This is a genomic window from Arthrobacter sp. APC 3897 (assembly GCF_030407495.1).
Lineage (GTDB): Bacteria > Actinomycetota > Actinomycetes > Actinomycetales > Micrococcaceae > Arthrobacter_B.
This window is the reverse complement of sequence record NZ_JASDDG010000020.1, coordinates 12586-39019: the sequence shown is the minus strand read 5'-3', so window position 1 is coordinate 39019 and position 26434 is coordinate 12586. Positions and strand designations below refer to the sequence as shown.

The following is a 26434-nucleotide window of genomic DNA, read 5'->3' as shown; positions in this document are numbered from 1 at the left end:
TTCCGCCAAAATCCATGGCGTCTACTCTGTACAGGGAGAAGAGGATTTTAGAAAGAGGTGCATTGGATATTTCTCTGCATTTCCTCGAAATAGCCAAACAGTGCCGCTGTGTTTTCCGTCCTAATCCAAACGGGCCGTACCTTTGTCCCATCACACTTCCACCCGTGAAGTTTTGTTCTAAGGGGATCACTTGATTCGTCGAAACAGGCGCAGGAATGCGCGGAAAGCAGCAGTGCTGGCTGTCAGCAGTGTCCTTTTGCTTTCTCCCTTGGCCGCTGTAGCCGCTCCGCCCTCCCAGCCGGGCGCAGGGGACGGCGGTTCCGTTGCGGGATCTCCGGGAGCCGGCGGCAGCCCCGGGAAAATGGATGACCGTCCGGACGCAGCTGCCGCCGAAAAGCGTGCGCTGAATCAGCAGGCGGTGGAAAAGGTGATCCGCGGTGAAGCCCCGGTCCAGAACCGCGGCGGGTCGAAGGCCGTGCAGGTTGCCCCGGGGCAATGGGCCGAATACGGACTCGAAGACAGCGACCAGATCCTGTCCTTCCTCATTGGCTTTGGTGACCAGGCTGATCCGCGGTTTCCGAATACCTCGGCCGGACCGTCGCAGAACCAGATTCCGGAACCGGACCGGAGCACGGACAACTCAACCTACTGGGAGCCGAAGTTCGACCGCGAGCATTATCTGGATATGTTCTTTCACCCCCGGGAAGAGTCCATGAAGACTCTCTATGAAGAGCTTTCGAGCGGCCGGTACACGGTGGACGGTGACGTCAGCGACTGGGTCACCGTGCCGTACAACTCGGCCAGCTATGGGGAAACCGAGAGCCAGACGGACATGACCCGTTTTGTGCAGGATGCGGCCAACGCCTGGTACGACTCCCAGATCGAGGCCGGAAAGTCAGCCGCGGACATTGACGCGTACCTGGCCACGTTCGATCAGTGGGACCGCTACGACTACAACAAGAACGGCAACTTCGACGAGCCGGACGGTTACATCGACCACTTCCAGGCCATCCATGCCGGTGAGGGAGAAGAGGCGGGTGCGCCGTCGTCGGCCATTTGGTCCCACCGGTGGTCAGTAGGACAAGCGGGACGGGGTACCAGCGGCCCGGCAATGAACCTTTACGGCGGCATCAAGATCGGAGCTTCCAACGTCTGGATCCGGGACTACACCACGGAGCCCGAGAACGGCGGACTGGGCGTTTTCGCTCATGAATATGCCCACGACCTTGGCCTTCCGGACCTCTATGACACCGCCGGCGGCGACAACGGCACCGGCTTCTGGACCCTCATGAGTTCAGGATCCTGGCTGGGCCACGGTGACGGTTCCATCGGCACCACGCCCAACCACATGGGCGCCTGGGAGAAACTGCAGCTCGGCTGGCTGGACTATGACGTGGCTGCCGCGGGCACAAAATCCACGCATAAGCTTGGCCCGTCCTTCCATGCCACTAAGAAGCAGCAGGCCCTGGTGGTCACGCTGCCGCGGGACGCCGCCGGAAACGGCCGGTATTACATCGCCGAGAACCGCCAGTACATGGGCTACGACGGCACGCTGGAAACCGGTCCGTACAACTTTGGCTGGGCACTCAGCGCCCCGGACACCGTGGAACACTATCCGTACCAAAACGGGATGCTGATCACCTACTGGAACGCCGGGCAGCGGAACAACAACACGTCACAGCATCCAGGTGCGGGCCTGGTGCTTCCGGTAGATTCACATCCCCGGAGCCTGGTCTGGTCTGACGGCGCGTATGCCCGCAACCGCATCCAGAGCTACGATGCGACGTTCGGCAAGGAAGCTACGGACCCGATCAGTCTGCACCGCGAGACGGCGGCCGGCATGACCACATTGAACGTTCCGTCCCAGCCAGGTGTTGCCGTTTTTGATGACACCAATCCGAACGCCTACTACGATCCGGCCAATCCCCAGGCCAGCGTTGTCGTGGCAGGAACGGGTACCAAGATCCAGGTCATCCAGAGCAATCCCAAGGGAATGATGACCGTACGGGTCAACTAAGACCAACCGCCGGCCCGGCGCATCTTCGCCGGTCCATAAGTAAGGGCGTGGCCCCGGGAATCCTCCCGGGGCCACGCCCTTTGCTGCTGCGGGTGCCGATCGCTCCGCCGGGCCCTACCGGGAGCCGGCGGTGTCTTTTTCCTTTTCCACCAGCGGGTCCGGATCAAGGAAGGCCACGGTCAGGACGGCAGCCGTCTGATCAATCTGCCACCGGCGTGCGCCCAGGTCACGCAGTGCGGAACTGATGGACTCCAGATTGATCTGGGCCGGAGGACGCCAGGCCACCCGGCGAAGGGTGTCGGGAGTCAGCAGGTTCTCGACGGGCAGGTTCAGCTGCTCGGCTACGGCGGCCAGCCGCGGCTTCGCGGTCTGCAGGCGTGCCGCTGCTGCCGGATCATTCTTGGCCCATACCCGCGGGGGCGGCGGCGCGTGGGTGGGAATGTGCAGCGGGGGCAGGTCTGATGCGGACCGGCCGGCGGAAATGCAGCGCAGCCAGCGCGGTGCTTCCTTCTGGGCGGCGCGGCCGTGGAAGCCCGGGGTGCCCAGCAGCTGAGGGACGGTGGCGGGCATGGCCCGTGCGGCCGCCACAATTGCGGAATCGGGAATGAGCCTGCCCGGTGCGGTGTCCCTGTTCTCGGCCAGGTGCTCGCGCTCGGTCCACAGTTCGCGGACAACGGCAAGCTGACGGCGGTCGCGCAACTGGTGCATGCCGCTGGTGCGGCGCCACGGGTCCACGCGCGGGGGAGCCGGGGGAGCCGTGCGGATCGCTTCGAACTCCTGTTCCGCGAAGGAAAGCTTACCGGCGTCGTCGAGTACCTTGATCAGTTCTATGCGGAGCTCGGCGAGGACCTCAACGTCCAGGGCGGCGTAGCGCAGCCACGGCTCGGGCAGCGGCCGGGTGGACCAGTCGGCTGCCGAATGCTCCTTTGCCAGGGTGAAGCCGAGCAGGTTCTCAATCACGGCGGCCAGGCCGACGCGCGGCAGTCCGGCCAGCCGTGCGGCCAGTTCCGTGTCGAACAGCTTGTCCGGCCACATGCCCAGTTCCGAGAGGCAGGGCAGGTCCTGGGTGGCGGCGTGCAGAATCCACTCCACCCCCTGCAGGGCGTCGTTGATGATGTCCAGGTTGTCGAACGGTTCCGGATCGATCAGCCACGTGCCGGATCCTTCCCGGCGAATCTGGACCAGGAAAGCCCGTTGGCCGTAGCGGAAACCCGAGGCCCGTTCAGCGTCCACTCCTGCGGGTCCGGTGCCGGCGGCGAGTGCCCTGGCAGCCCGTTCCAATCCGCGGGGAGTGTCGATGACCAGGGGCACCCCGTCTCTCGGAGCCTCCAGCAGCGGAAGCTCAACGGGTTCGTCGGTCAAATCGGCGGAAGGGTTCTGGGCGGGGGAGCCGGGTATCTGCGCGGTCATAAGGACTTCAGTCTATCGAGTCCGGCGGTGCCGCAGTGACACACGGGTGCCCCGCCTGTTCCGATGCTCCAAAGAGGGGTGCCGCAGCCTAGCTTCGGCGCGCCCTGGGCAGCGGCGTCACGCCCTCGGGCAGGGGAGGAAGCCCGGCGAAGGTGCAGACCATGTCCGACCATGCTTCCAAATGCTCCTGCACGTCGGCGGAATCCGGTGTCCAGGATGCCCGCAGTTCAATGTCGATTGCGTCGCCGCGGCCGGCGAGTGTGCCGTAGCTTTCGGAGAGGATGCGGGTGGCGGTGCCGCCGGCGTTGGAGTATCCGGCATGGTGTTCCTGCAGGGCTTCCACGAGCCAGGTCCAGGCGACGGAGCCAACAAGTTCATCGTTGCCCATATCAGGTTCCAGCTCGGCCCGGATGTAGGTGACAATCCGGAAGGTTCCGTTCCACACGTCCGACCCCTCCGGGTCATGAAGGAGGATGAAGCGGCCGGTGGCCAGCTCGGTTTGTTCCGGAATGACGATCCCGGACGGACCGTGGCCGAGGCCTTCAGCACGCGCCAGCGGTCCGCTCGCGAGGATCTCCGCACCCAGTGACACGGCAAAAGGAGCCAGTCGTGCCGGTGCCGGGATCTCGTTCAGATGCAGCTCAGGGCGGCACCGGGCTCGCCGCAGCGAACCGAGGGCTTTCAGGAAGTCTGGGGGTACTTGTGATAAGTCACCGATTGCACTCACCTTCGCAGGTTACTGGCGCAGGACTCGGGCAAAGGTGCAGGCTCGCCGAAGTGTCCCTTTTGTTATCTGCCCAGCCTAGGCCTCAGTTGCCGGCGGCGGGAGGGTTCCGGGTTGTTTGCCGGGGCGCACCGCCGTCACTGCCGGTCCGGGCAGGGGAGTTCTTCCTGACGAAGTACACCAGGCCCGCAGTTGCTGCAGCACCCACAAGCAGGATGACCAGGAGTGTTATGTGCCAGAGCTGGATGGAGCCCATGTTGGTCCTTCTTTCCGGATGTCAACGGCGGACGGTTGCGTCCCACCGTAGCGGAAGTGGGACCGCTTTCCGGGATACCGGACAGGTGGTTCCGGTCCCGGAGCTGCAGGTACGGCTCCGGGACCTCAGCTGTTAGCTCAGTGCGGACACTCCGGGAGCCTCGGGATCAGCGGCAACCTCCCGGGCAATGGCCTCGGCGAATGCGTCGACATCGGCTTCGGACGTGTCGAACGTGCACATCCAGCGCACCTCTCCCGTGGCCTGGTCCCAGTCGTAGAACCGGAACGAGGAGCGCAGACGGTCCGCAACTCCGGCCGGAAGATTGGCGAAGACAGCGTTGGACTCGGTAGGCTGGGTCAGCTCCACGCCGTCGATCTCCTCCACCGCGGCCCGCAGCCGCCGGGCCATGGCGTTGGCATGTGATGCTGAACGCAGCCACAGGTCGTCCTCATACAGCGTGACGAACTGGGCGGAAATGAAACGCATCTTGGAGGCCAGCTGCATGTTCATCTTGCGCAGGTAATCCAGGCCGGGGGAGGCCTCCGGATTCAGTGACACAATGCACTCGCCGTACATCATGCCGTTCTTGGTGCCGCCCAGGGACAGGATGTCCACGCCGGCGTCGGTGGTCATGGCACCCATGCCCACGCCGAGCGCCGCAGCGGCGTTGCCCAGCCGGGCCCCGTCCATGTGCAGGAGCATACCGTGCTTGTGGCAGTGCTCGGCGATCGCGGTGATTTCCTCAACGGTGTACAGCGTGCCGAGTTCCGTGGACTGCGTGATGGACACGGCCAGCGGCTGGGCGCGGTGCTCATCTCCCCAGCCCCAGGCTTCCTGATCAATCAGTTCGGGCGTCAGTTTGCCGTCCGCAGCGGGGATCTGCAGCAGCTTCATGCCGCCAATCCGTTCCGGTGCACCGTTCTCGTCCACGTTGATGTGGGCGGTGGAGGCGCAGATGACGGCACCCCAGCGCGGCAGCAGCGACTGCAGGGCGGTGACGTTCGCGCCGGTGCCGTTAAAAACCGGGAAGGCGCGCATTTGGGCGCCGAAGTGTGCGGACAGGACCTCGCGCAGTTTGGCTGTGTAAACGTCCTCACCGTAGGCCACCTGGTGGCCCCGGTTCGCAGCGGTCAGCGCATCCAGGATCTCCGGATGGACTCCGGAATAGTTGTCCGAGGCAAACGCGCGGATGGATATGTCATGCAGGGGGGAAATGTTGGTCACAGTGTCCAGTATCTCTTACGGGTGTTCGGTTTTTGTCCGGGGTCAGGACCGGGCTGCGGGCTCAAGGCTGCGGCACCAGTGAGATGCGCTGCCCGTTCAGCTGCGCGGCATCCCGGGTAAAGAGGCCGACGGCGGCTCCGGCCAGAGTCTGCACATCAGTGTAGGTGCTGAAGTCGCGGTCCGGCTCGGCCGCACGCATGGAGTCATCCACCAGAGCCTTGACCACAAACACGACGGCAGCCGAGTGCTGCGGCTGGGGATTGTCCCCGGCGCCGGACTGGGCCCGGCGGAACCCCTGGGCGATAGCCTGCACCCAGGCTTCGGCTGCGGCCTTGGCTGCGGCATAGCCGGCCCCTCCCGCGGTGGGGGAGTCCACGGAGGTGGAGGAGACAATGGCGAGCCGGCCGTCGTCGGAGGCTGCCAACTGGTCATAGAAGCTGCGGCTGACGTTGCGCAGGGTCTGCAGGATGTTGGTCTGCAGGAAATCCCAGTCATCTTCCTTCTGCCCGGTGATTCCGCCGCCGCCGCGCCAGCCGCCCACCAGGTGGATCAGCCCGTCGATCCCGCCGTAGATTTCCTGTAGATCCTGGGCGAGTGCGTCCACGTCTCCCGGACGGGACAGGTCGCAGGTGCGCAGATCGGCGTCAAGCAGGTCAGAAAGGGCGGTCTCCAGCCGGGCTCCGTCCCGGCCCACGGCCACGACTTTCGCTCCGGCGGTCTCGAGCGCCGTGCAGACGGCGGCGCCGGAGGCCGAGGCGGCGCCGGCCACCAAAACGGTACGGCCCCGCAGGGACTGGTCAGGGGCGGACGTTTCGCTGGCCGGCGTTGAGTTCATTTAGTTCGTACTTCCTGTGATTCCCGAGGTGGATTCGATGACCGGGGCCATCTTCTTGGAGAGCGCTTCGTAGAACATGGACAGTGGAAACTCGTCGTCCAGTACCTGGTCGGTCAGCCCGCGCGGCGGTCCGTCCAGCGGCAGCGCGTCCGGACCCTTGGCCCACACGGAGGCGGGGTTGGGAGTCAGGGTGGCGGACACCAGATCGTAGGCGGCAAGCCAGTGGGCGGTCTTGGGCCGGTCAATGGAGCGCCAGTACAGGTCCTCGATGTTGGCGCCCAAGCGGACAACGACGTCGGCCGCGTCTTCCCAGTCAATGCTCAGCTTGCCGTCGGTCCAGTGCAGGACGTGATTCTGATGCATCCAGGCGAACAGGAGCTGCCCGCCGAGGCCGTCATAGTTGCGCACCCGGCTGCCCGTAATGGCGAACCGGAAGATCCGGTCAAAGATCACCGCGTACTGCACCAGCGTGGCATGCTTGCGCGCTTCCGGGGAAGCGTCCTCATCCTTTTCGATCTTCACAGCTTCGCGGAAGGCGGTCAGGTCGCAGCGCAGTTCCTCCAGGGAGTAGAGGAAGTACGGCATGCGCTGTTTGATCATGAAGGGATCAAAGGGCAGGTCCCCGCGCATGTGCGTGCGGTCGTGGATCAGGTCCCACATGACGAAGGTGTCCTGGGCCAGTTTCTGGTCATCCAGCAGCGCCGCGGCGTCCTCCGGCAGCTGCAGTGAGGTGATCTCAGCTGCGGCCCGGAGGACGCGGCGGAACCGGGCTGCCTCACGGTCAGCGAAGATGGCACCCCAGGTGAAGGTGGGGGTTTCGCGGACGGCCACGGACTCGGGGAAGAGCACCGCTGAGTTGGTGTCGTAGCCCGGGGTGAAGTCCAGGAAGCGGATCGGCACAAAGAGTTTGTTCGAGTACCCGCCGGCCTCCAGCTCGCCGATGAACTCCGGCCAGACAACTTCGATGAGCACGGCTTCCATGTAGCGGTTGGTGGAGCCGTTCTGCGTGTACATGGGGAACAGCACAAGGTGCTGCAGACCGTCCGTGCGGTCCAGCTGCGGGGAAAACGCGAGCAGGGAGTCCAGGAAGTCCGGTTCGCCCAACCCGTTGGCAACCCAGCGCTCGAGGTCGCTGACCACCAGGGTCAGGTATTCGGCGTCGTGCTCGAAGGCGGGAGCCAGCACTTGGACAGCGGCAGCAATGACCGCAATGAGCTCTTCGGCAGCGGCGCGGTTTTCCGCCTCCACTGAGCCGTTCTTGTTCTGCAGCGGCTGCAGTGCCGTTGCTGCGGATTTCAGGGCCAGCCAGGCTTCGGAGTTTTCCGGCGCGGTACCGTCGGCAACGGCGGGGAATGCAGGGCGGGAAAGCGAGGGAAACGCTGAGACAGACATGGCTGCGACCTTCCGGAGGGAGGCCGCCCCTAACCAGTGGAGCGGCAGTGAAGTATTTCGTTGAGCATACTCACGAAAAACTAACGCTTACGCTGTTTCCGGGAAAAGATAAGGATTACTTATGCTCACGCTCGCCGTTCAGTGTGACGACCGTAACTCCTGCTGCAGGTCACGGGTCCAGTCAGCTGTCCGATGCGGCATGCAGGTCCACTGCTCCGTCACGGATCACGATCTGCTGGTCCGGGCAAACGCGCTCGGTGAGGACAATCTCCCGACCGGACGGGAACCGGACTGTGGTGTCCCCCTCCGTGCAGCCGTAACCCAGGATGTGAACCCCGCCGTCTGATTCGACGGTGAACTCCTGGTCTCCGGTGGACACCGTGACGTCGTCGGGGCCCTCGTTGCTGAACGCGAGGTCACCGCCGGAGGAGCACCCAGTGAGTACAGCGGCCAAGGCCGCTGCAAGGAGGGTGCTTCCCGCGAGCTTCTTCAGCTGTCTCATAGCGTCCCCCGCCGGCTCGTTCAGTCAATTTGACGCGAACCTATACCCGGGTTTCTGTTTTGTCGAGGGAAGCCGGAGTATCAGCGGGTTGATGCGCTCACTAGTAGCCGCGGCTGTTCGGGGACTCCGTGCCAATCACCGTGAGTGAAACCTCGGGGTGGTTCTTTTCCACCCGGCGCAGTGCCCAGATGTCATTGAACACCGCCACATAGGCGCCGTCCGTCCGGACCAGGACCTCGGCCCCGTGCACGTTGGACAGGATTTCAGCTGCGTCGGCGGTGGTGAGCCGGGCCAGGGAGTAGGAGAGCTGCTCGTAACGCATGGGGGCGTTGAAGTCCTGCGTCATGCGGTCCTCCACCACTTCGAACTGCATGGGGCCCACGGCGGCCAGTACCGGCGCCTGGTCTCCGCGCCGGTCCGAACGCAGCACCTGGATGATGCCCTCGTGTTCGAGCTGGTCGATGCCGCGGCGGAACTGCTTGTAGCGGCTGGGATCCTTGGACCGGGCCACGCGGAAGTGCTCGGGGGAGAAGAACGGGATGGGCGGGTACTCCACCGGCTCCTCCACATACAGGCTGTCGCCAACCCGCAGTGCCGAAGCGTTCACCAGGCCGACGACGTCGCCCGGGTAGGCCTGGTCGATCACTTCGCGTTCACGGCCGAACAGATGCTGGGCGTACTTCGTGGCAAAGGTCTTGCCGGTGTTGGAGTGCGTCACCACCATGCCGCGCTCAAAGATGCCGGAGCAGACGCGGATAAAGGCGACGTGGTCGCGGTGGGCCTTGTTCATTCCGGCCTGGACCTTGAAGACGAACCCGGAGAACGGTGCTTCAACCGGGCGGAGTCCGCCGTCCTTGTCTTCGCGCGGTCCTGCCGCCGGCGCCAGGTCCACGAGTGCGTCCAGGATCTGCTTCACGCCGAAGTTCAGGGCGGCGGAGGAGAAGAGGATGGGTGTTGCCTTGGCGTTGAGGAAGGCGTCCCGGTCAAACTCGCGGCCGTCGATGACCAACTCGGCTTCGCCCAGGGAGTCCTCCCAGACATCGCCTTCGCGGGCCAGGGCGTCCTCGGGGCTGAGATGTTCTTCCTTGGCCAGCGACGCGCCGGAGTTCTGCCGTTCAAAGTGGACGTATTCGTCCTTCTGCAGGTCCCAGACGCCGCGGAAGTCCCCGGCAATACCCACGGCCCAGGTCAGGGGCATGGGGGTGAGTCCGGTGCGTTCGGTGATCTCGTCCATGAGGGCCAGGGGATCCAGGCCGGGACGGTCCCACTTGTTGATCACGGTGATGATCGGCAGGTTGCGGGCGCGGCAGACCTCGAACAGCTTCATGGTCTGGGTCTCCAGGCCCTTGGCCGCGTCCACCAGCATGACGGCGCAGTCAACGGCGGCCAGCACGCGGTAGGTGTCCTCGGAGAAGTCGGCGTGGCCCGGGGTGTCCAGCAGGTTGATGACGGTGTCCCGGTACGCGAACTGCAGCGCGGTGGAACTGATGGAAATGCCGCGGTCCTTTTCCATCTGCATCCAGTCAGAGACCGTTTCCCGGCGGTTCTCCTTGCCGTTTGTGGCACCGGCCGTGCCGATCACTCGGGCATGCAGGGCCAGGGCTTCCGTGAGCGTGGACTTACCGGCGTCGGGGTGCGAGATCACCGCAAAGGTGCGGCGGCGGGAGGACTCGCGGACAATCGCCGCGGTCGCTTTGCCTGCCGGGCTGTTGGTGGCGCTGACGGTGGGCTGAACCTGTAAGGACACTCCGCTGCTTTCACGTGTGGTGGGATGCGGCCGCAGGGGGTGAAACACCCGCGGCAGTGCTGCCGGCAATGACAGCCTTTCCATTCTAGCCGTTCGGCCCCTGCGCTCCGGACGGCGGGGCCTCTCAGTCGTGTGGCAGTGCAGGCACGCCGGGGCAGGACGCATACCGGTGGATTGGTGTCCGCGTGGCCTGCATCACTTAGGGTGGTGGAAAACACACACAACCCCTCAACGAAAGGCCTGCCTTCATGGCTGAAGCATTCATTATCGACGCCGTCCGCACTCCCGTGGGGCGGCGCAACGGAGGACTGAGCAAGGTCCACCCCGCCGACATGGCCGCCCACGTCATCGCTGAAACGGTGCGCCGCACCGGCATCGATTCCGCAGAGTTTGACGAGGTTATCCTCGGTGCCATTGATCAGGTGGGCCCGCAGGCCATGGACATTGCCCGCACCTCCTGGCTGGCTGCCGGGCTGTCCGAGCGCGTGCCCGGCACCACGGTGGAGCGCCAATGCGGCTCCGGACAGCAGGCGGTGTCCTACGCGGCGCAGGCCGTCATGAGTGGAACCAGTGACCTGGTCCTGGCCGGCGGAGTGCAGAGCATGTCCTCCATCCCGATCTCGTACGCCAACACTGCTGCCCGCGAGCTGGGCTTCCCGGATCCCTTCACCGGATCCGCCGGCTGGGCTGAGCGCTACGGTGACCAGAAGGTGTCCCAGTTCATCGGCGCCGAAATGATGGTGGACAAGTGGGGCCTCACCCGCTCGGAAATGGAGGACTTCGCCGTCGAATCCCATGTCCGGGCGCTCGCAGCCCAGGCACAGGGCCGCTTTGACCGCGAAATCCTTCCGCTGAACGGAATTACCGCAGACGAAGGTCCGCGGGAACCGAACCGCGCCAAGATCGAGTCCCTGGCACCGCTGTCCGACGGCGGCCGTCTCACCGCTGCGACGTCATCCCAGATTTCCGATGCTGCCGCCGTGCTGCTGCTGGCCTCTGAGGACGCCGTGCGCCGCTACGGGCTCAAGCCGCGTGCCCGTATCCATTCCATCTCGGCCCGCGGTGATGATCCCATCATGATGCTCAGTGCCCCCATCGAAGCCACCCGGCATGCACTGGGACGGACAGGGATGAGCCTGGACGAGATTGACCTGCTGGAAATCAACGAGGCCTTCGCGTCCGTGGTGCTGGCCTGGCAGCGGGAACTGGATGTGGACATGGACAAGGTGAACGTCAACGGCGGCGGAATTTCCCTGGGGCACCCCATTGGCGCCACCGGTGCCCGGATTATGACCACGCTGCTGCATGAACTTGAGCGCACCGGCGGCCGTTACGGGCTGCAGACCATGTGTGAGGGCGGCGGCCAGGCCAACGTCACCATCATCGAACGCCTGGACGAGAGCTTCCGGCTGTAGGGCACGTTCCCCAGCGTCAGTAGGGGCCGCCCGAACCCGGCCTGGCATGGATGTGAAACACCGGAAAGGGAGACCGCCATCGCCGATGACGGTCTCCCTTTCCAGTGTGCTCCTGCCAAGAGAACCAATCCTCTTGATGTGTTCTCCTTTATGGGCAGGTGTCCAACGGGGCGGCTTCGCTGACGTTGAAGGGTGCACGCGCATCAAAGATCAGCGGAATAAGAGTCTTGGCCGGCTGGGCCATGGTGACAATGGCTCCGTCTCTGTTCCTCTTCCACGTAATACCGTGCAGCTCCAGAACCGGCCGCAGTTCCGTCAACTGAGTAGCGGAGAGCTGGTAACCGCACATCGGGTGGGGCTCTGCACCCTCAGGGGTGGTGGGCACCATGTCATCCTGGCCGTCGAAATACACAACCCCGGAACGTTCGGCGCCGGCCTGGGCAGCCTTGCTCGCGGCATCGACTGATGCCTGCGCCAGAGTCTGCCGGTTCTCGATGAGCATCGATACCGATCCCACGGCACTGTCATACTGACCCACCACGCGGCGCCGGTTGAGCAGCGTCACGTCGCTTTCTTCCTCCGGGGTCACAGCATCGGCGGCGGTTTCAGTTAACTGACCCGTGATGTGCTGCAGGCCAGCGTAGTTACGGAGGATCCTGCCCTGCCCGTCGCCCGCGATCTGCTGGAAGGGAACGCCGTCTTTGACCAGTTGTCCGTAGATGCTCGTGGTGTAGCCGTCGGACGCGACCTGCGCCAGAGAGTAGTCATTCACCATGGTCTTGGAGAGAGCATGAATCTGCGGATCTACGTTGCGGTTTCGCGGCCACAAAGCCAACACCTGTGCGTCATAAAACTCACGAGGGCCGAATTCGTGCAGGTCATTGAGGACATCCGGCTTCCAGTCACGCATGACCTTGGCCAGAGCGCGGGCTTCGGGTGTGGCGAGTGCAAGGAAATCGCGGTTGATATCAATACCGGCAGCATTCCCGCGGGTGTCAGCCTGCCACCCATCAGGATTAATAGTGGTGAACAGCACCGTTGTCTCCTTCAGCAGGCGGATCCAGGACGGATTTGTTGTAGTGGACATGTCCCGTGCCAGCTGCATGCATCCTTCTCGGCCGGAAGGCTCATCGCCGTGAATGGAGCAGTTAAAGAGAATCACTGATCCTCTGGCAGCCTCGGAAACGGGTTTGGGCTCCGGATATCCGACCGAGAGCATTTGAATCGGCTGTTTGGCTCCCGAGGTTCCGATCCGTTCCACCTTGACCCGCGGACTGCTCTCATCGAGCCGCTGGTTGAATCTGCGTGCCTCAGCCACGGACGTCCACGCAGCGCCGTTACTGATCTCGAACGGCGTCCTGAGGTCCCGGGCCTTCCCAGCTGTTGCCCGGACCGAGGAGTCCTTCAGACTCGTGGGCGCTTCCTCCAACGCCCTCTTCAGCTCCTCTGCGGATGTATCCGACAGCGAGGACACACCGGCTACGGTTCGTGGCACCGCAGATGTCACCGGTGCGTGACCGGAGGTCAGCAGGGCGCCTGTTATTGAGGTAATGCAAATTAATATCGCTGAGCGTCTGAAATGCATACGATTTCCCCTTTGCGATTGATGCCATCGCATTCGCAAACGGTGAGTGCACCGCGCCATGCGATGCGATCAACCTGCCATAGTGCCGGGGCGGTTTTTCCGGATCGCCAACTAAAAGACGGATTCAGAGGTTTAACATGGCTCCGGAGGGTGTTGAGGATTACTGTTCCGATTTGGAGCCGGAAATCCGAACACCTTACCCGCCAATTTTTTGTCTGCAATGCACGGCACTCCGAATCGGCACGCCAAGCGGCGGCCGCGCCGACCGCGCAGGAGGGCAGTTCCTAGGGGTTGAACGTGGTTCCGAACGCCAGATGAAACGGCGGCGGCCCCGTTGTCCACTGGGCGGAGACAAATCAGTTCATTGAGGAACGCGACTCAGACCAGCCCGGCAGACCAACGCAGCCGCAGGCTTTCCTCCAACTCCTGTTCGGCGATTCGCCGTCCAATCTCTGTGAGCTGATCCTGCAGCCGGGGAATCCAGCGGTTCTCGACGGCACGCTGCCGGGTGCGGGTGGCGAGCAGTTCCCGGGACACCAGGAGCAGAGCCCGCTCGGTGCTCGCCGCAGTGACTGCGGATTGCAGGGCTTCCCGGTGCGCTGCGGCGGCATAAGCCAGAGCCGAACTCCCGCCGGTCGGGGGCGGAACGGGGAGCAGACACTCGGCACCCTGCGGATAAGAGATGCCCATGCTCCCGCCCCACTGAACCGTCACCCGGGCGGGGTCATCCGGTGCTGACTCAATGATCCGGTCATCACCGTCCAATCCGGCGGCACGCTGCAGCCACACGGCAGCCCGGCGGGCCTGTTCCTGCCACGCGAGGCGGGCGGCATCCGCCTCCTCCTGCAGCCCGTCGATAGCGAGCCGGAGAATGCGCTGTTTGCGGTCCAGCAGTTCGGCACCCCGGGTGGCGGTTGCCAGACGGCGCTCAACATCGGCCCTGTCGGCACGGCTGCCGGTGCTGCGGAACCCGCTCATATCCCGCTCACAGCCGTGCACCGCCCACAGGACCCGGCAGATACTTGTCCAGGAACTCGGCGGACAGCATGTTCAGCTCACGCCGGGGCAGCAGTGACAGTGCCTGCCAGGCACGCGTCATGGTTTGTTCGAAGGTCCGCAGCTCGTCCCTGCCCTGGTTGAGCAGGTCATGCTCCACCACATCGCGGAACTCTATGTAGGCGTTATCGGTCTCGCTGAGGGCTGCCGTTCCCACCAGTTCGGCCAGTTCCGCGGCGGACCGCGCGCGGGCCATGGCCGAGAGAATCTGGGCGGCCACGTCAAGATGATCCTCACGGGTGCGGCCCTTGCCCGCACCGCTGCGCATCAGCCGGGACAGCGAGGACAGTTCATCCACGGGCGGGTAAATACCCCGCGCATCGATGTCCGGATCCAGGACCACCTGCCCTTCGGTGATGTATCCGGTGAGGTCGGGGACGGGATGGGTGATGTCTCCGGCCGGCATGGTCAGGACCGGCACAATGGTCACGGAGCCCTCCCTGCCCTGCACCCGGCCGCAGCGCTCATAGAGAGTTGCCAGATCGCTGTACAGGTAGCCGGGATAGCCGCGGCGGGCCGGGATCTCCCGCCGGGCGGCGGAAACTTCGCGGACTGCCTCGGCGTAGCTGGTCATATCCGACATGACCACCAGGACATCGGAACCGTGGTCATAGGCGAGGGACTCGGCCACCGTCAGGGCAATGCGGGGCGTGAGGATGCGTTCGATCACCGGATCATCGGCGGCGTTAAGCAACAGCACCAGTTCGCCGGCGGCCGAGCGCTCTTCGAGTCTGTCCCGGATGTAGGCAATGTCGGCGTGCGTCATGCCCATGGCCGCAAACACCACCCGGAAGGCCCGGCCGGAGGAGGTGGTGGCCTGGGCGGCAATTTGGGTTGCGAGGGTGAGGTGGGGCAGACCGGGGACCGAGAAGATCGGCAGCTTCTGGCCACGGACCAGCGTGGTGAGGGCATCGATGGCGGAGATGCCCGTCAGCACGGGGTCTTGAGGGGGTTCTCGGTAGACGGGGTTCAACGGCCAGCCGCCCACCGGCGTCGGCGCTCCGCCCGTCACTGGAGGGCCGCCGTCAAGCGGCTCGCCGCGCCCGTTGCAGACCCGGCCCAGCCAGCCGGGGCCCGAGGGAACTGCCAGCGGGCGCCCCGAGAAACGGACCTCTATGCCGCCCAGCGACAAGCCCTCGGTTCCTTCAAACACCTGCAGGGTGGTTTCATCCCCGTCCACCTCGAGCACCAGGCCATGCCGCTCCGGCTGTCCCGCGACGGCCACGGTCGCGAACTCATCCCAGCCAACGCCGTCGGCGTCGCCCAGCACCAGCAGCGGCCCGCGCAGCTCACGCACGTCGCTGTAGCCGACACGGGGGACGGATAAAGCCGGCTCACTGCGGGAACCTGCGGGATCAGGAACGGGCACGCCGGGAAGCACCGGGTTCTGTGTGCCGTCATGTGCCGCCATCGATGCCTCCTGAAGATTCCGTGGCTCTGCCGTGGTCCGGACGGTCAGGCCCGGTTCCGTCCATTTGCTGCAGCCGGGCCAAGAATCCGCGGCCCTGCGCCCACACTCCGTCGGCGTCGGTGGGGCCGGTGTTCTCCCGCAGCCGGAGAATAGGGGTGAAATCCACGCGTTCGACGTCGGCGGCCGGCACTCCGCGCGCCACCAGCGCCTGGCAGGCATCAACCACGTCCAGCACAATCTGCAGCAGGGCAGAACCCTTCTCCGCCGAGGAGTAGCCGTCATTGGGACTGAGCGCGTTCTGGAGCAGGACGCCGTCGCGCACCAACCGCCCGCCCAGCAGCACCATCTGTTCATGCCCGGGCAGCGAGGAGGTGCCGATGATCTCGGCCAGGGCAGTCAGCCGGTCCGCTTCGGAGAGCAGCAGAGTGGCCGAAGCCCGGCGCCGGGCCCACAACGGATCCCCGTTGGCGGAGTGCCAGCGGGCCAGGGCCTCCGCGTCACGGGAGAAGGAACCGCGCCAGCTGACCGCAGGATAGTGCCGGGAGTAGGCGAGCTCGCGGTCCAGCACCCAGAGCGAGCGGACAAAGCGCTGGGTATCCGTGGTTACCGGTTCGCTCATGTCTCCGCCGGGAGGGGACACAGCTCCAATGACGGTGACCGACGCCGTTGCACCGCCAAGGGTGCGGACGCGGGCCGCGCGTTCGTAGAAGGCGGACAGTTCACTGGCCAGTGAGGCCGGATAGCCTTCCTCAGCCGGGAGATCGCCGTTGCGGTTGGCGAACTCACGCAGGGCCTCGGCCCACCGTGAGGTGGAGTCCGCAATGACGACGGCGTCATACCCCATGTCGCGGAAGAACTCCGCGACGGTGACTCCGCTGGCGATGGAAGCCTCCCTGGCCATCATGGGCATGTTGGAGGTATTGGCAATGATCACGGTGCGGTCGATCAGTTTTCCTCCGGTCCGGGGATCCTCCAGATCGGAGAGGCCGTCCAGCACATCGGCCATTTCATTGCCGCGCTCGCCGCAGCCCACATAGACAATGACGTCGGCGTCGGACCACTTGGCGATCTGCTGCAGGGTGAGGGTCTTGCCCGTGCCGAAGCCTCCCGGGACGGCGGCCGCCGAGCCGCGGGGGAGGGGGAAGAGCAGATCCAGGACCCGCTGTCCCGTGTGCAGGGGCAGTGCCTCGGTCAGGCGCTCGCCGAAGGGCCTCGCGGTATGCACAGGCCACTGCTGGGCAAGCGGCACTTCAACGCCGTCCACGCGTGCCACCGGGTCCAGCGGATGGACAGGACCGTCGGCGAGCCATTGGACGACGCCGGCCACGGCGGGCGGCACCATGACACGGAATTCCACGGTGCCCGCTTCCGGAACCGTGCCGATGACCTGCCCGGGCTGCACCGTGTCGCCGACCTTCACCGAAGGGGTGAATCCCCACTCGGTTTCCAGCACCGCCGGATCTTCCGCGGAGGCCTGCCGGTCCTGGGTCAGCCACAGGGGAGCGGAGGAAAGGGGACGCAGCAGCCCGTCGAAGACTGTTCCCAGCAGCCCGGGGCCCAGCAGGCCGGAAAGCTGGTGGCCGGAGCGTTCCGCGCGGTCTCCGGACTTCAGGCCGCCGGTGTATTCGTAGGCCTGGAGGGTGGCGTTTTCTCCGTTGATCGCCACTACCTGGGCGGAGATCCGTTCCGGGCCGATGGCCACGATTTCCAGCATGGACAGTCCGTGCAGGCCGGTGATTTCCACCAGGGGTCCGCTGACCCGGGTGATGGTTCCTGCTTCAGGCCCGGAACCGGTGCCGGCGGCGCTCACTCGGCGGCCCATAGCAGGGGCACCTCGCCGGCACGGTTCGCCAGTGCCTGCTCGGCCAGCGCGGGCAGCGAGAAATCCAGGTGCCTGGACCCTGCCGTGGCGTTCACCCCGCCCTTGTAGCTCTCCGTCACCGACGCCATGGGCCCCAGAATGCTGTCCGCCCGTTCGGTGAGGATACGCAGCATCCGGGGATAGCGGGGATCACTGCGGAGCTCCTGTGCCTGGTGCTGAACCTGTTGGATCAGTTCGGCGCGGAGGGCCTCCTGCTGGGCCAGGACGGTGCGCCGTGCCTGCCTGCGGATGCGTGCGGACCGGCCGGCAGCCTCCGTGCGGGCAGCTTCGCGGCCCTGCCGCTCGGCCGTTTTCCGGATCTCCTCCGCTTCGGCGCCCGCGGCGGCGAGGATGGACTCGGACTGGGCCCGGGCATCTTCTGCCAGACGCCCTGCTTCCGTGTCTGCCCGGCGCCTCAGGGCATAACGGACAGACTCAAGGGAGGCTTCGGATCCGGAGGGCAGCTTGCTCATCAGGGCATCACCGCGGTGAGGGGAGACGTGGGGGCATTGATCTCCCCGCTGAGTATTTTTGCGGCGTCCGGAGTGAGGATCACGGCGGAAACGGTGTCGGGCAGGCCGGACCAGGCAGCCTTGACCTGCGCGGCACCGGTGGCCGGATAAAGGGCGGCACCGGCGAGCCGGAAACCCTGAAGCAGCGCCGGCTCACCAAGCGCGGCCACTGTGCCGGCGTCGTTCATGCCTGCCCGATCAGGATGATCGAGATGATCAGCCCGTAAATGGCGATGCCTTCGGCAAGGCCCACCACCACCATGGCCCGGCCAAAAATCTCGGGCCGTTCACTCATGGCAGCCAGTGCCGCTGACCCGGTGTAGGCAACGGCGATGGCGGCACCAATCGAAGAGCCGGCGACGGCGATCGCGGCGCCGATCAGGGCGGCGCCGCTGCTGTCGCTTCCCTCCGTCGCCATGGCGACGGCGGTGGAGGCAGAGCCGCCGCCCACCCCGGCAGTGGCGGGTGCAGCGTTCAGTGCCGCCGCAAACAGGGCCAGCGCTCCGGCCATCAGCAGGGCGTTGAGGCCAAGAAGTGCCTTGATGCCGGTGCGTCGGTTGCGGCGCATCAGTGCCACTGCGCCGACGGCGAGCAGGACAGCGAGGATAAGGACCAGCGGAAGGCCGGCAAACCAGGGGCTCATGGGTGATGCCTTTCAACTGATGCAGATGAGTGGAGGGGACCGGGTTGTGCACTGGCGCCGTGGTGCTCAGAGGGTTCGGGCCCGGTGCCGGCAGCTTTACCGCGGCCGGATGCTTTACCGCGGCCGGATGCTTTACCGCCGCCGGACGCTTTGCCGGCGGCGGAAGACCCGCCGGCAAAGGGATTCCAGGGCCGGAAGCGCCGTCCTTCGTCCTGGAATACGCGGGAGAACAGTTCGTAATACTCCAACCGCAGGGCCTGGATGCCTGCCACCAGTCCCTCGAGGGCAAAGGTGAGGGCGTTGCCGATGAGGAAAACCAGGATGGCCAAAACGGCCCGCCAGTCCGGAGCCCACAGGGCGGAGGTGGCCTGCCACACCACCATCATGAGGGCGGCGTGGGTAAGGCCGAAGGCCGCCAACCGGGCGAAGGAGACCAGGTTGGAACCCAACTGGACCACGCTGTCCACCAGTTCCACGCTGGCCTGCAACCCGCCGGTCGCTCCACCGCCGGATTCGGTAAACAGGCCAATGAACATCAGCACCAGCGCAATCAGGGCCGCCAATGCGGCGATCACGAGAATGACGGTACTGGACGCAAGCAGGCCCCAGGCCACCAGCCCAACGGCAGCGAACAGCAGGGCTCCCGCCAGTCCGGACCGTGCGTACAGGGCATAGCCCCAGCCGCCCTCACGGACCCTGTTGATGGTGCCCAGAGTGTAGGAACCGGCCAGCAGGACCGCCCCCAGGACCACGGCGGCGACCAGGAGCGGAATCGGCTCCTCCAGCGGTTCCAGCCACAGCACCGGGATCACGCCGGTGGGCCCGAAAAACTCCCCGTAAAGGAACCCAAAGAACACCGCGGCCACGCCGGCACCGGTGATGAAGAGCCAGGTCCGGCGGAACCTTTCCAGCCAGGGAACTTTCAGGAACCGGATGAGCAGCCCGGCGATGGCCAGCAGCGCGCCCTGGCCGGCGTCCCCGAACATCATGCCGAACATGACCACGTAGGCCACCCCGGCAATCCGCGCCGGATCCAGATCTGCATACGGAACAGTGGTGTAGGTGTCCACCAAAAGGCGGGACAGCGCCGGTACCTGCTGGCGGCGCGGTTCGTCGCCGGTCAGCAGCGTGGGAGGCTCCACCCCGCGCGGACGCCGAATGACGACGGCGGAAGCTCCGTGCGGTTCCAGCGCCGCCTGAAGGTCAGGCAGTGCCCGCGACGGCGACCAGCCCACCAGTGCTGCCACCGGACCGTGGACGACGGAGGCCTCCGCGGCCCGGTCGAACTCCTCCGGTCCGGTTCCCGGCTCATACGGCAGCTCCAACTCAACGGCGTCGCTGCGGGCCACTTCCGTCAGCATTTCGTGCCGGGCCTCCAGCGGGGCAACCAGGGCCACCCGCTCCATCCGCACCGGACTCAGGGTTTCACGCCACGGCATCGAGCACCTCGCTGCTTCCTGCGTTCACTGCAGCGGCAGCAAGAGCTGCCCTCACCCGCCAGGCGTCCACAGCCAATACCGCCATGGCGCCCAAGACAACGTCCGGTCCGGGCAAACCGGCCCGCAGCAGACGGAACCCGTCCATTTCCACCCGCGCTGCGAGCATGGCTTCGGCACGCCACAGTTCGGTGGGAATCTGCAGTCCGTTCAGCACCTGCGCCGTCCCCGGGGGAAGGGCGGCCCGCAGGGTGTCAGGGGAATCGGCACCCACCCAGCCGGTTCCGATCAGCGGCCGCAGCAGTGACAACAACCGCTCACCGGGAGCGGACCCGTCAACAAAGACCAAGCGGGCAGAGAGCAGGGCACCCGTTGAAGCAGCCCAGGAACGTGCCGTCGGAGCCCCATTGGCGAGCCGGCGCAGCCACACCACCGTGAGCACGTCCGAGAGCGCGGCGTCCGGTCCCGGATCGCCCCAGGGCGAGGAAGCCAGGGCGGACCGCAGCTCGTCGGCGCTGGCGGCCGTCCGGAGCCGCGGCCACGCTGTTGCCAGTCCGCCGAGCTCAAACGGCTGTTGGTCCCCGCCCGAGACGGAACCCGGGTTTGGGTCTGGTCCGGGGTTTGAATCCGCTCTGTCCCGGGGGGTCTGCACCTGCTGCACTGTCGGCACTGTCTGCACTGGTTGAGCTGGTTGAGCTGCCTGCGCCGCCTGTTCCCGGCGCAGCTGCAGATCCAGGGACAGGATGTTGTCCGCTTCGAACGCAGCGGCTGCTGAGCGAACCAGCCGTGCGCCTGACGCCGGGAGCCAGCCGGCCAGAACTCTCAGCTGCCATAACACTGTCCTGCGGGTGGCACGCTGAGCCGCAGCGAGTGTCCGGGCGGATTCCACTTCATCGGCATATGCGCTGTCGGCAAGCCGGTCCAGCGCTGTCCGCAGATTATGTGATCCGGCGATTCCGCGGCAGGTTCCCGCGCCGACACGACGCTGTGCCATGGACCGCGCACGAACTGAGGCCGCGACCCAGTCGGACCTCATGCGCCTTCATCTTTTCCGCGCTGCCTGTCATCAGGACCTTCGTCCTGCTCCGGGCTTGAGCCGAGCAGATCACTCACCAGGTCCGCCACAATGGCAGCAGCCAGCTGCGGTAGCCGGGACTCACCTCTGCGCTTCAGCTCCGCCGCCTCTTCATCGGCTTGGCGCAGCATGTTCTTGTCCGCGGTTTCGGCCTCCCGGGAGACTTCGGCGGCGGCGTTGGCCCGCACTGCGCCGCTGTCCATCCGGGCTTGTTCAACCATGGCTGCCGCCCTGGTCCGGGCCTGGGAAACGGCGTCCGCTGCCCGCGCTGCCGCGTCGTCAACCAGCATTCTGCCGTCGCGGATGGTTGGATCGAGAGCCTCAAACACCGGAACAAGTTCAGCTTCCGGACCCTGGTCATCCGTCGCAGGCACTCCTGAAGGGCCGGCGGGTCCGGGCGCGCCCACAGGCCGGAACCGGTCGAGCAAACTGTTGCGTGCCATTGATGCACCTCCTGGGAAGCAGTTGTGCCGTGTGCTGCTAAACCGTGTCCTGCTAAACCGCGTCCCGCTGAATCGTGTCCTGCGCAGTGGGCCGTGCCTGCCAGCAGCGGGCCGCAGTAACAGAACCGGGCGGCGGCTGGTTTCGCTCAACCGCCGGAAGCGTCGTCGTCTCCGGTGGCTTCGGCTTCGGAGGCCTCGCCGTGCTGCACAATGTCTCCGTCGGTAAAGAGGATTCCCCGTGCAATTTCCCGCCATAACGGCGTCCGGCGCAACAGGAACTCCAACTCCATGCTGAAGTGCTTGAACTCCTCGCCGAGGGAATCGTGCATGATGGCCCGGGACTCGGCGTCGGGCTCAACGGCCATCCGCTGGACGTACCAACCGATAGCTTCAGCCTCTTCGCTCAGGCTGGCGCACATCCGCGCGAAGGTCCTGGTTTCAGCGGGAAGTTCCGATGGCGGCTCGTGATACTGCTCTGTGCCCATGCTCGTCTCCTGGTGCGGCCCCGTTGCGCCCCGGAATCGGCGCGGTTCGCGTAGTGTGCCCTGTCCTTCGAGGTTACGGTTGGGGCTGCGGCGAGACAATGGTCAACCCTTCGGGGTCCGGGGGAGACACGCAAAAGGCCCGGACGCCAAGGAGTAAAGCGTCCGGGCCTCTCTGATACTGGTTCTTGGGTTCCTTCAGCGGAATGCTGTTCGAATCAGGCGAGCCGGCCGTAGGCGGACGCGAAGTGCACCAGCGGATCGGCCTCGTCGCCAGCTGTTGCACGCCGCCCCATTGCCAGCACTTCGCCCACCACCAACTGATGGGTGGCCGCCGCCGTCACCTGCGTGGTACGCACCTCAAACCAGGCGATGCAGCCTTCGATGACGGCGGCTCCGGTGGCGGGACCGCGACCGTAGTCAACCTGGCTGAGCAGTCCCTCCAGCGGGGATCCGGGGCTGGCCAGCCAGTTGGCGGTGCCGCGCTGGCGGGCGGAGAGCAGGCTCAGCGCCCAGGTGCCGCTGTCCAGTACGGCCTCGGCGATTCGGGAGTCGGCGTATAAACTCACCAGCAGTGTGGGCGGATCGTAGGAAACCGAAAGGAACCCGCTGACCGTTGCCGCGTAGTCACGGCCGCGCAGCCGGGTGGAGACAACAGCCACCCCGGAAGCAATATCGGCGCTAAGCAGCCGGTAGCTGTCGATCGCCTCATCGGTGACTTCCGGAGAAGGAACCAGCTCTCCCGGAAAGACGCCGTGTTCCACGCTGCTAGTTTGCCTCTGAGGAGCCGGAATCCGAGGGAACCAGCTTCACGGAGATGGAGTTGATGCAGAACCGCTGGTCGGTGGGCGTGTCAAAACCTTCGCCCTCGAACAGGTGGCCCATGTGGGAGTCACAGTTGGCGCAGCGAACTTCAATCCGGTCCATCCCCATGCTGCGGTCGTGGAGGTAGCGGACCTTGCTTTCGGCCAGCGGCGCAAAGAAGGACGGCCAGCCGCAATGCGAGTCGAACTTCTCGCTTGAGGTAAACAGTTCGCTGCCGCAGGCCCGGCACTGGTACACGCCGGCGGTCTTGGTGTCCCAGTACTCGCCGGTGTACGGGCGCTCGGTTCCGGCCTTCCGCAGGACTTGGTATTCCTGGGGAGTCAGCTCTTCACGCCACTCATCGTCTGTCTTCTGTACGGGCACGGTTCCGGTGGTGTCTTCAGTCATACCGGGGTCAACGCTTAAGAGTCGCCAATAAATCCCGAGCCCGAGTAGAGGTGCAGCACGGGTACCCCCAAACGGTCCTGGGCTTCGTTTGCCCAGTCAGTGCGGAACGTGTCTTCCACGGCGTGCGGCGTGGTGATCACTACCACCTGCTGTGCATTAGTTTCCTTGGCCGTGGCAACCACGGCCTGGACCGGGTCCTCGCCCGTAACGGCGCCGGTGGCTTCCAGCCCGGACGAGGCCAGCAGCTCCAGGGATTCAGCCAGCTCCACCTCGGCAGCCTTCGTCTCCTGGTCCTTTGTTGGTTTTTCCCCCGTCAGACCGCGGAACGCTTCGGCAAACTGCAGCAGGCTCAGGTTGTCCAGCACGTCCACGAGGAGGTTGCGTCTGGTATCGGCAGGTACCAGCACCTCAAAGCGGGCGGGGTTGTCCTGGATCAGATACCGCAGGTTGGAAATGTCCGTTTCATTGAGGGACTCTTCGGTCAGCACCACGATTGTTGCACTCATGCGGTCAGCTTACGTTATGAAAAACGCCCCGCTGCGTACTCGAATTGCGGCGGTTCCCCCGCCGCTTCGGCTCATTTGGCTCCGGCCTGCAGGAAGGACCGGTAGTTCTCATCTGCGCTTTCAAGGACCCGCAGGACGTTTTCATGGGCAAGTTTGTTCAGGTCCTCATTGGTCCAGCCGCGGGATGACAGTTCAGCAAAGAGGTTCGGATAGCCGGCAACCGTGTCCAGCCCATCAGGCATTGCATCCGAGCCGTCGAAGTCCCCGCCCAGGCCAACGCCGTCGATGCCTGCGACGGACCGCACGTGGTCCACATGGTCTGCCACGGTGCGGACATCCACCGGCGGCATCGGACCCTCCTTGCCGGCCAGCGACCAGGCGCTGCGTTCGGCAGACATGAACGAAGGCACGAAAGTAACCATGTGAACACCTCCCGCTGCTGCCACCCGCCGGATCACGTCATCGGGAACATTGCGGGGATGAGGGTTGACTGCATAGGCCCCGGCATGGCTGTTGATGAGGGGCATCGCCGACGCGTCCAGGGCATCGTGCATGGTCTTGACCGAAGTGTGGGCAAGATCCACCAGCATTCCGATGCGGTTGATCTCGGCGATCACGTCCCGCCCGAATCCGGTGAGACCGTTGTTGACCGGATTGTCGGTGGCCGAGTCGGCCCAGTTGCTGCTGGAGGTCCATGTCAGTGTCATGTAGCGCGCACCCAGGCGCGCATAACTGCGCAGCACGGCCAGCGAACCGTTGATTTGGCTGCCGCCTTCGACGCCGATCAGGGAGGCAATGCGGCCATCCTTCATGCTTCGGCGGACTTCGTCTGCTGTGGACGCCAGCCGGAACGTTTCGGGGTACCGGGCAGCCATGCGGTGCACAAAGTCGATTTGTTCCAAAGTGGCCTGGACCGATTCTGCGCCGTCGATGGCGCTGTGAACCCATACCGACCAGAACTGTCCGGCAACACCGCCTTGCCGGAGCGCCGGAATGTCGGTTTGCAGGCTGAGCCTGTCATCTTCCATTCCCTCAACGGAGTATCCGCGCATGGTGCGTGAGGTCCAGGGAAAATCATTGTGCCCGTCAATGACAGGGATGGTTGGCAAGCGGCTGGCACTCATTAGTGGCTCCCTGTGTGGTGGGGCCGGCACGGTTGGCCGGGGTCATGACACCCGAGCGTAGTACGTGTCCGAACCTGTGACACCCGGGACAGCACGTGAAATTCGCGGGAGAAAAGGTGATGCCGCCCGAAGACTGTGGCGCCAGCGACATTTGGCCGTTCGGCGGCATGGGGCGCCGCAGCACGAAGAACAATCGGTAAGAATGGAGGTATGCCTATCTCCATCCGCTCGCTTCCGTTCCCGGCTGTCTCAGACGTTCCTGCAGCACCCACCGGGCTTTCCGCCCCGTGGATCAAATGGACGGCTTTCGGAGCAGGGGTTGGAGCGGCGGCAACAACGGCACTTTTCGCTGCGACGTCCGGTCTAGGCGTCTATTTTGCCCGCCAGGTGGTCACCCCGCGCCGCACCCGGGATGCCAACCTGGAGATCCTGGCCGTTTTCGATTCGGAGCACGGAAAGCAAATCATTCTGCCCGCCAATGAGGACACCACGGTGGATGGAACCTACAGCCTGTACTTCGACGGCGGAGAGGGGCATGCACGGATAGGTGCCATCCGTTCCTACGTGCCGCGCGAAGGCACGGTGCAGCGTGACGTTGAAGAGATCTACAGCGGTGATCTTGCCAAGGCCGTGCGGGGCTGGTGGAGCGGTGCCATCTATCCCTCGCCCGCCGCCGTCGGCCTGGCCGAGGAAGAAGTCCTGGTTCCCGTGGACGGGGGAATGGCCCCGGCCTGGCTGGTCCGGGCAGATCCGGAAGCGTCCACCTGGGCCATCATGGTGCACGGCCGGGGCGCGGAACGGACTGAATGCCTGCGTGCGGTGCGCACGGCCCGGGCGGCGGGGCTGACGAGCCTGCTCATTTCCTACCGGAACGACGGCGAGGCCCCCTATGCGTCCGACGGCCGGTACGGCCTGGGGCTCACGGAGTGGCACGACGTCGAAGCAGCCATCCGCTATGCCCTGGACCACGGGGCAAAGGACGTTGTCCTTTTCGGGTGGTCGATGGGCGGAGCCATCAGCCTGCAGGCCGCTGACCGGTCGCCGCTGAGGCGGCACATCCGGGCCCTGGTGCTGGATGGACCCGTCATCAACTGGGTGGATGTGCTGGCACACCATGCCCGGCTTAACCGGATCCCGGCGCAGGCCGGGCGGCTGGGCCAGTGGCTGATTTCCAATACGGCAGGGCGGGCCTTGACCGGCCTTGCCGCACCGCTGGACCTCAAGAGCATGGACTGGGTTTCACGGGCGGATGAGCTTCGGATTCCGACTCTGATTCTGCACAGCGAAGACGACGAGTTTGTTCCCTCCGGCCCGTCCGCCGAGCTGGCTGAAAAGAATCCCGGAGTGGTGACGTTTGAGCGCTTCTCGAAGGCCGGCCACACCAAGGAGTACAACGTGGATCCCGAGCGGTGGGAGACCACCGTCCAGGTGTGGCTCAACAACATCCTGGGCCGTACCCGGCATCCCGCTGTGCGCCGGGCGGAGGGGCAGGGCTAGTTTTGGCCGCGGGCCGCAACCGGGAGCTGCACCGGTTCAGGCATCTGCACCGGTCTAACCAACTAAACC

The 26434-nt window shown here is 65.2% G+C and carries 26 protein-coding genes; 3 read left to right on the top strand and 23 right to left on the bottom strand.

What is annotated here, in order from left to right:
- The first annotated feature begins 268 nt into the window (after positions 1–268).
- Positions 269–2017, top strand: coding sequence for an immune inhibitor A domain-containing protein (locus tag QMA10_RS10950; protein WP_290168302.1), 1749 nt, complete (start codon positions 269–271; stop codon positions 2015–2017).
- A 114-nt stretch (positions 2018–2131) separates the two neighbouring features.
- Here QMA10_RS10950 and QMA10_RS10945 read toward each other — a convergent pair whose 3' ends face one another.
- From QMA10_RS10945 to QMA10_RS10910, 8 genes are all read right to left on the bottom strand, one after another.
- Entirely contained in the window at positions 2132–3427 is a 1296-nt protein-coding gene (locus tag QMA10_RS10945; protein ID WP_290168301.1) for an HRDC domain-containing protein, read from the bottom strand.
- 88 nt (positions 3428–3515) lie between these two features.
- The gene (locus QMA10_RS10940; protein WP_290168380.1) at positions 3516–4145 is read right to left on the bottom strand and encodes a DUF3000 domain-containing protein; all 630 of its coding nucleotides are present in this window, start codon (positions 4143–4145) and stop codon (positions 3516–3518) included.
- Between the two features lie 91 nt (positions 4146–4236).
- Positions 4237–4407 carry a hypothetical protein gene (locus tag QMA10_RS10935; RefSeq protein ID WP_290168300.1) on the bottom strand — a complete coding sequence of 57 codons (171 nt, stop codon included), beginning with the start codon at positions 4405–4407 and terminating at the stop codon, positions 4237–4239.
- 132 nt (positions 4408–4539) lie between these two features.
- Positions 4540–5631 (bottom strand): low specificity L-threonine aldolase, encoded by a 1092-nt coding sequence (locus QMA10_RS10930; RefSeq protein WP_290168298.1) that lies wholly within the window; start codon positions 5629–5631, stop codon positions 4540–4542.
- A gap of 61 nt (positions 5632–5692) precedes the next feature.
- Positions 5693–6466 (bottom strand): SDR family NAD(P)-dependent oxidoreductase, encoded by a 774-nt coding sequence (locus QMA10_RS10925; protein ID WP_290168297.1) that lies wholly within the window; start codon positions 6464–6466, stop codon positions 5693–5695.
- A complete protein-coding gene (locus QMA10_RS10920; protein WP_290168296.1) occupies positions 6467–7858 on the bottom strand; it encodes a DUF6421 family protein in 1392 nt (463 codons plus the stop codon).
- Between the two features lie 181 nt (positions 7859–8039).
- Positions 8040–8360, bottom strand: coding sequence for a hypothetical protein (locus tag QMA10_RS10915; protein WP_290168295.1), 321 nt, complete (start codon positions 8358–8360; stop codon positions 8040–8042).
- A gap of 100 nt (positions 8361–8460) precedes the next feature.
- Complete coding sequence (locus tag QMA10_RS10910; protein ID WP_290168378.1) at positions 8461–10041, bottom strand: peptide chain release factor 3; 1581 nt, start codon at positions 10039–10041, stop codon at positions 8461–8463.
- Positions 10042–10355: 314 nt separating this feature from the next.
- Here QMA10_RS10910 and QMA10_RS10905 point away from each other — a divergent pair, with 314 nt between their 5' ends.
- Entirely contained in the window at positions 10356–11522 is a 1167-nt protein-coding gene (locus tag QMA10_RS10905) for an acetyl-CoA C-acetyltransferase (RefSeq protein ID WP_290168293.1), read from the top strand.
- 148 nt (positions 11523–11670) lie between these two features.
- On the opposite strand, the gene QMA10_RS10900 is transcribed toward QMA10_RS10905, so the two are convergent.
- From QMA10_RS10900 to QMA10_RS10830, 15 genes are all read right to left on the bottom strand, one after another.
- Positions 11671–13017, bottom strand: coding sequence for a M14 family zinc carboxypeptidase (locus tag QMA10_RS10900; RefSeq protein ID WP_290168291.1), 1347 nt, complete (start codon positions 13015–13017; stop codon positions 11671–11673).
- Between the two features lie 468 nt (positions 13018–13485).
- Positions 13486–14085, bottom strand: a complete 600-nt coding sequence (locus QMA10_RS10895) for a V-type ATP synthase subunit D (protein WP_290168290.1) — start codon at positions 14083–14085, stop codon at positions 13486–13488.
- A gap of 7 nt (positions 14086–14092) precedes the next feature.
- Positions 14093–15574 carry a V-type ATP synthase subunit B gene (locus QMA10_RS10890; protein ID WP_290168288.1) on the bottom strand — a complete coding sequence of 494 codons (1482 nt, stop codon included), beginning with the start codon at positions 15572–15574 and terminating at the stop codon, positions 14093–14095.
- Positions 15561–17396, bottom strand: a complete 1836-nt coding sequence (locus QMA10_RS10885) for a V-type ATP synthase subunit A (RefSeq protein WP_290168286.1) — start codon at positions 17394–17396, stop codon at positions 15561–15563. Before QMA10_RS10885 ends, QMA10_RS10890 begins: the two co-directional genes overlap by 14 nt.
- Positions 17381–17908, bottom strand: coding sequence for a hypothetical protein (locus QMA10_RS10880; RefSeq protein WP_290168284.1), 528 nt, complete (start codon positions 17906–17908; stop codon positions 17381–17383). Before QMA10_RS10880 ends, QMA10_RS10885 begins: the two co-directional genes overlap by 16 nt.
- Positions 17908–18135: a hypothetical protein gene (locus QMA10_RS10875; RefSeq protein WP_290168281.1), complete on the bottom strand. Its 228-nt coding sequence runs from the start codon at positions 18133–18135 to the stop codon at positions 17908–17910. Before QMA10_RS10875 ends, QMA10_RS10880 begins: the two co-directional genes overlap by 1 nt.
- Positions 18132–18590, bottom strand: coding sequence for an ATP synthase subunit C (locus tag QMA10_RS10870; protein WP_290168278.1), 459 nt, complete (start codon positions 18588–18590; stop codon positions 18132–18134). Before QMA10_RS10870 ends, QMA10_RS10875 begins: the two co-directional genes overlap by 4 nt.
- Positions 18587–20029: a V-type ATPase 116kDa subunit family protein gene (locus QMA10_RS10865; protein WP_290168277.1), complete on the bottom strand. Its 1443-nt coding sequence runs from the start codon at positions 20027–20029 to the stop codon at positions 18587–18589. Before QMA10_RS10865 ends, QMA10_RS10870 begins: the two co-directional genes overlap by 4 nt.
- On the bottom strand, positions 20016–21062 hold the full coding sequence (locus tag QMA10_RS10860; protein ID WP_290168276.1) for a hypothetical protein: 1047 nt from the start codon (positions 21060–21062) through the stop codon (positions 20016–20018). Before QMA10_RS10860 ends, QMA10_RS10865 begins: the two co-directional genes overlap by 14 nt.
- On the bottom strand, positions 21059–21544 hold the full coding sequence (locus tag QMA10_RS10855) for a hypothetical protein (RefSeq protein WP_290168275.1): 486 nt from the start codon (positions 21542–21544) through the stop codon (positions 21059–21061). Before QMA10_RS10855 ends, QMA10_RS10860 begins: the two co-directional genes overlap by 4 nt.
- A gap of 146 nt (positions 21545–21690) precedes the next feature.
- The gene (locus QMA10_RS10850) at positions 21691–22029 is read right to left on the bottom strand and encodes a hypothetical protein (protein WP_290168273.1); all 339 of its coding nucleotides are present in this window, start codon (positions 22027–22029) and stop codon (positions 21691–21693) included.
- Positions 22030–22244: 215 nt separating this feature from the next.
- Positions 22245–22790: a flavin reductase family protein gene (locus QMA10_RS10845; RefSeq protein ID WP_290168270.1), complete on the bottom strand. Its 546-nt coding sequence runs from the start codon at positions 22788–22790 to the stop codon at positions 22245–22247.
- 4 nt (positions 22791–22794) lie between these two features.
- The gene (gene msrB, locus QMA10_RS10840; RefSeq protein WP_290168268.1) at positions 22795–23238 is read right to left on the bottom strand and encodes a peptide-methionine (R)-S-oxide reductase MsrB; all 444 of its coding nucleotides are present in this window, start codon (positions 23236–23238) and stop codon (positions 22795–22797) included.
- 14 nt (positions 23239–23252) lie between these two features.
- Complete coding sequence (locus tag QMA10_RS10835; protein ID WP_290168266.1) at positions 23253–23744, bottom strand: hypothetical protein; 492 nt, start codon at positions 23742–23744, stop codon at positions 23253–23255.
- 71 nt (positions 23745–23815) lie between these two features.
- Positions 23816–24868 carry a dipeptidase gene (locus QMA10_RS10830; protein WP_290168264.1) on the bottom strand — a complete coding sequence of 351 codons (1053 nt, stop codon included), beginning with the start codon at positions 24866–24868 and terminating at the stop codon, positions 23816–23818.
- 210 nt (positions 24869–25078) lie between these two features.
- Here QMA10_RS10830 and QMA10_RS10825 point away from each other — a divergent pair, with 210 nt between their 5' ends.
- On the top strand, positions 25079–26365 hold the full coding sequence (locus QMA10_RS10825; RefSeq protein WP_290168262.1) for an alpha/beta fold hydrolase: 1287 nt from the start codon (positions 25079–25081) through the stop codon (positions 26363–26365).
- Positions 26366–26434: the final 69 nt, after the last annotated feature.

Bases quoted from the DNA above. Each gene is read 5' to 3' on its own strand.
- QMA10_RS10945 (WP_290168301.1), bottom strand. From the start codon at position 3,427: ATGACCGCGCAGATACCCGGCTCCCCCGCCCAGAACCCTTCCGCCGAT.
- QMA10_RS10935 (WP_290168300.1), bottom strand. From the start codon at position 4,407: ATGGGCTCCATCCAGCTCTGGCACATAACACTCCTGGTCATCCTGCTT.
- QMA10_RS10925 (WP_290168297.1), bottom strand. From the start codon at position 6,466: ATGAACTCAACGCCGGCCAGCGAAACGTCCGCCCCTGACCAGTCCCTG.
- QMA10_RS10920 (WP_290168296.1), bottom strand. From the start codon at position 7,858: ATGTCTGTCTCAGCGTTTCCCTCGCTTTCCCGCCCTGCATTCCCCGCC.
- QMA10_RS10915 (WP_290168295.1), bottom strand. From the start codon at position 8,360: ATGAGACAGCTGAAGAAGCTCGCGGGAAGCACCCTCCTTGCAGCGGCC.
- QMA10_RS10905 (WP_290168293.1), top strand. From the start codon at position 10,356: ATGGCTGAAGCATTCATTATCGACGCCGTCCGCACTCCCGTGGGGCGG.
- QMA10_RS10895 (WP_290168290.1), bottom strand. From the start codon at position 14,085: ATGAGCGGGTTCCGCAGCACCGGCAGCCGTGCCGACAGGGCCGATGTT.
- QMA10_RS10890 (WP_290168288.1), bottom strand. From the start codon at position 15,574: ATGGCGGCACATGACGGCACACAGAACCCGGTGCTTCCCGGCGTGCCC.
- QMA10_RS10885 (WP_290168286.1), bottom strand. From the start codon at position 17,396: ATGGGCCGCCGAGTGAGCGCCGCCGGCACCGGTTCCGGGCCTGAAGCA.
- QMA10_RS10880 (WP_290168284.1), bottom strand. From the start codon at position 17,908: ATGAGCAAGCTGCCCTCCGGATCCGAAGCCTCCCTTGAGTCTGTCCGT.
- QMA10_RS10875 (WP_290168281.1), bottom strand. From the start codon at position 18,135: ATGAACGACGCCGGCACAGTGGCCGCGCTTGGTGAGCCGGCGCTGCTT.
- QMA10_RS10870 (WP_290168278.1), bottom strand. From the start codon at position 18,590: ATGAGCCCCTGGTTTGCCGGCCTTCCGCTGGTCCTTATCCTCGCTGTC.
- QMA10_RS10865 (WP_290168277.1), bottom strand. From the start codon at position 20,029: ATGCCGTGGCGTGAAACCCTGAGTCCGGTGCGGATGGAGCGGGTGGCC.
- QMA10_RS10860 (WP_290168276.1), bottom strand. From the start codon at position 21,062: ATGAGGTCCGACTGGGTCGCGGCCTCAGTTCGTGCGCGGTCCATGGCA.
- QMA10_RS10855 (WP_290168275.1), bottom strand. From the start codon at position 21,544: ATGGCACGCAACAGTTTGCTCGACCGGTTCCGGCCTGTGGGCGCGCCC.
- QMA10_RS10850 (WP_290168273.1), bottom strand. From the start codon at position 22,029: ATGGGCACAGAGCAGTATCACGAGCCGCCATCGGAACTTCCCGCTGAA.
- msrB (WP_290168268.1), bottom strand. From the start codon at position 23,238: ATGACTGAAGACACCACCGGAACCGTGCCCGTACAGAAGACAGACGAT.
- QMA10_RS10835 (WP_290168266.1), bottom strand. From the start codon at position 23,744: ATGAGTGCAACAATCGTGGTGCTGACCGAAGAGTCCCTCAATGAAACG.
- QMA10_RS10830 (WP_290168264.1), bottom strand. From the start codon at position 24,868: ATGAGTGCCAGCCGCTTGCCAACCATCCCTGTCATTGACGGGCACAAT.
- QMA10_RS10825 (WP_290168262.1), top strand. From the start codon at position 25,079: ATGCCTATCTCCATCCGCTCGCTTCCGTTCCCGGCTGTCTCAGACGTT.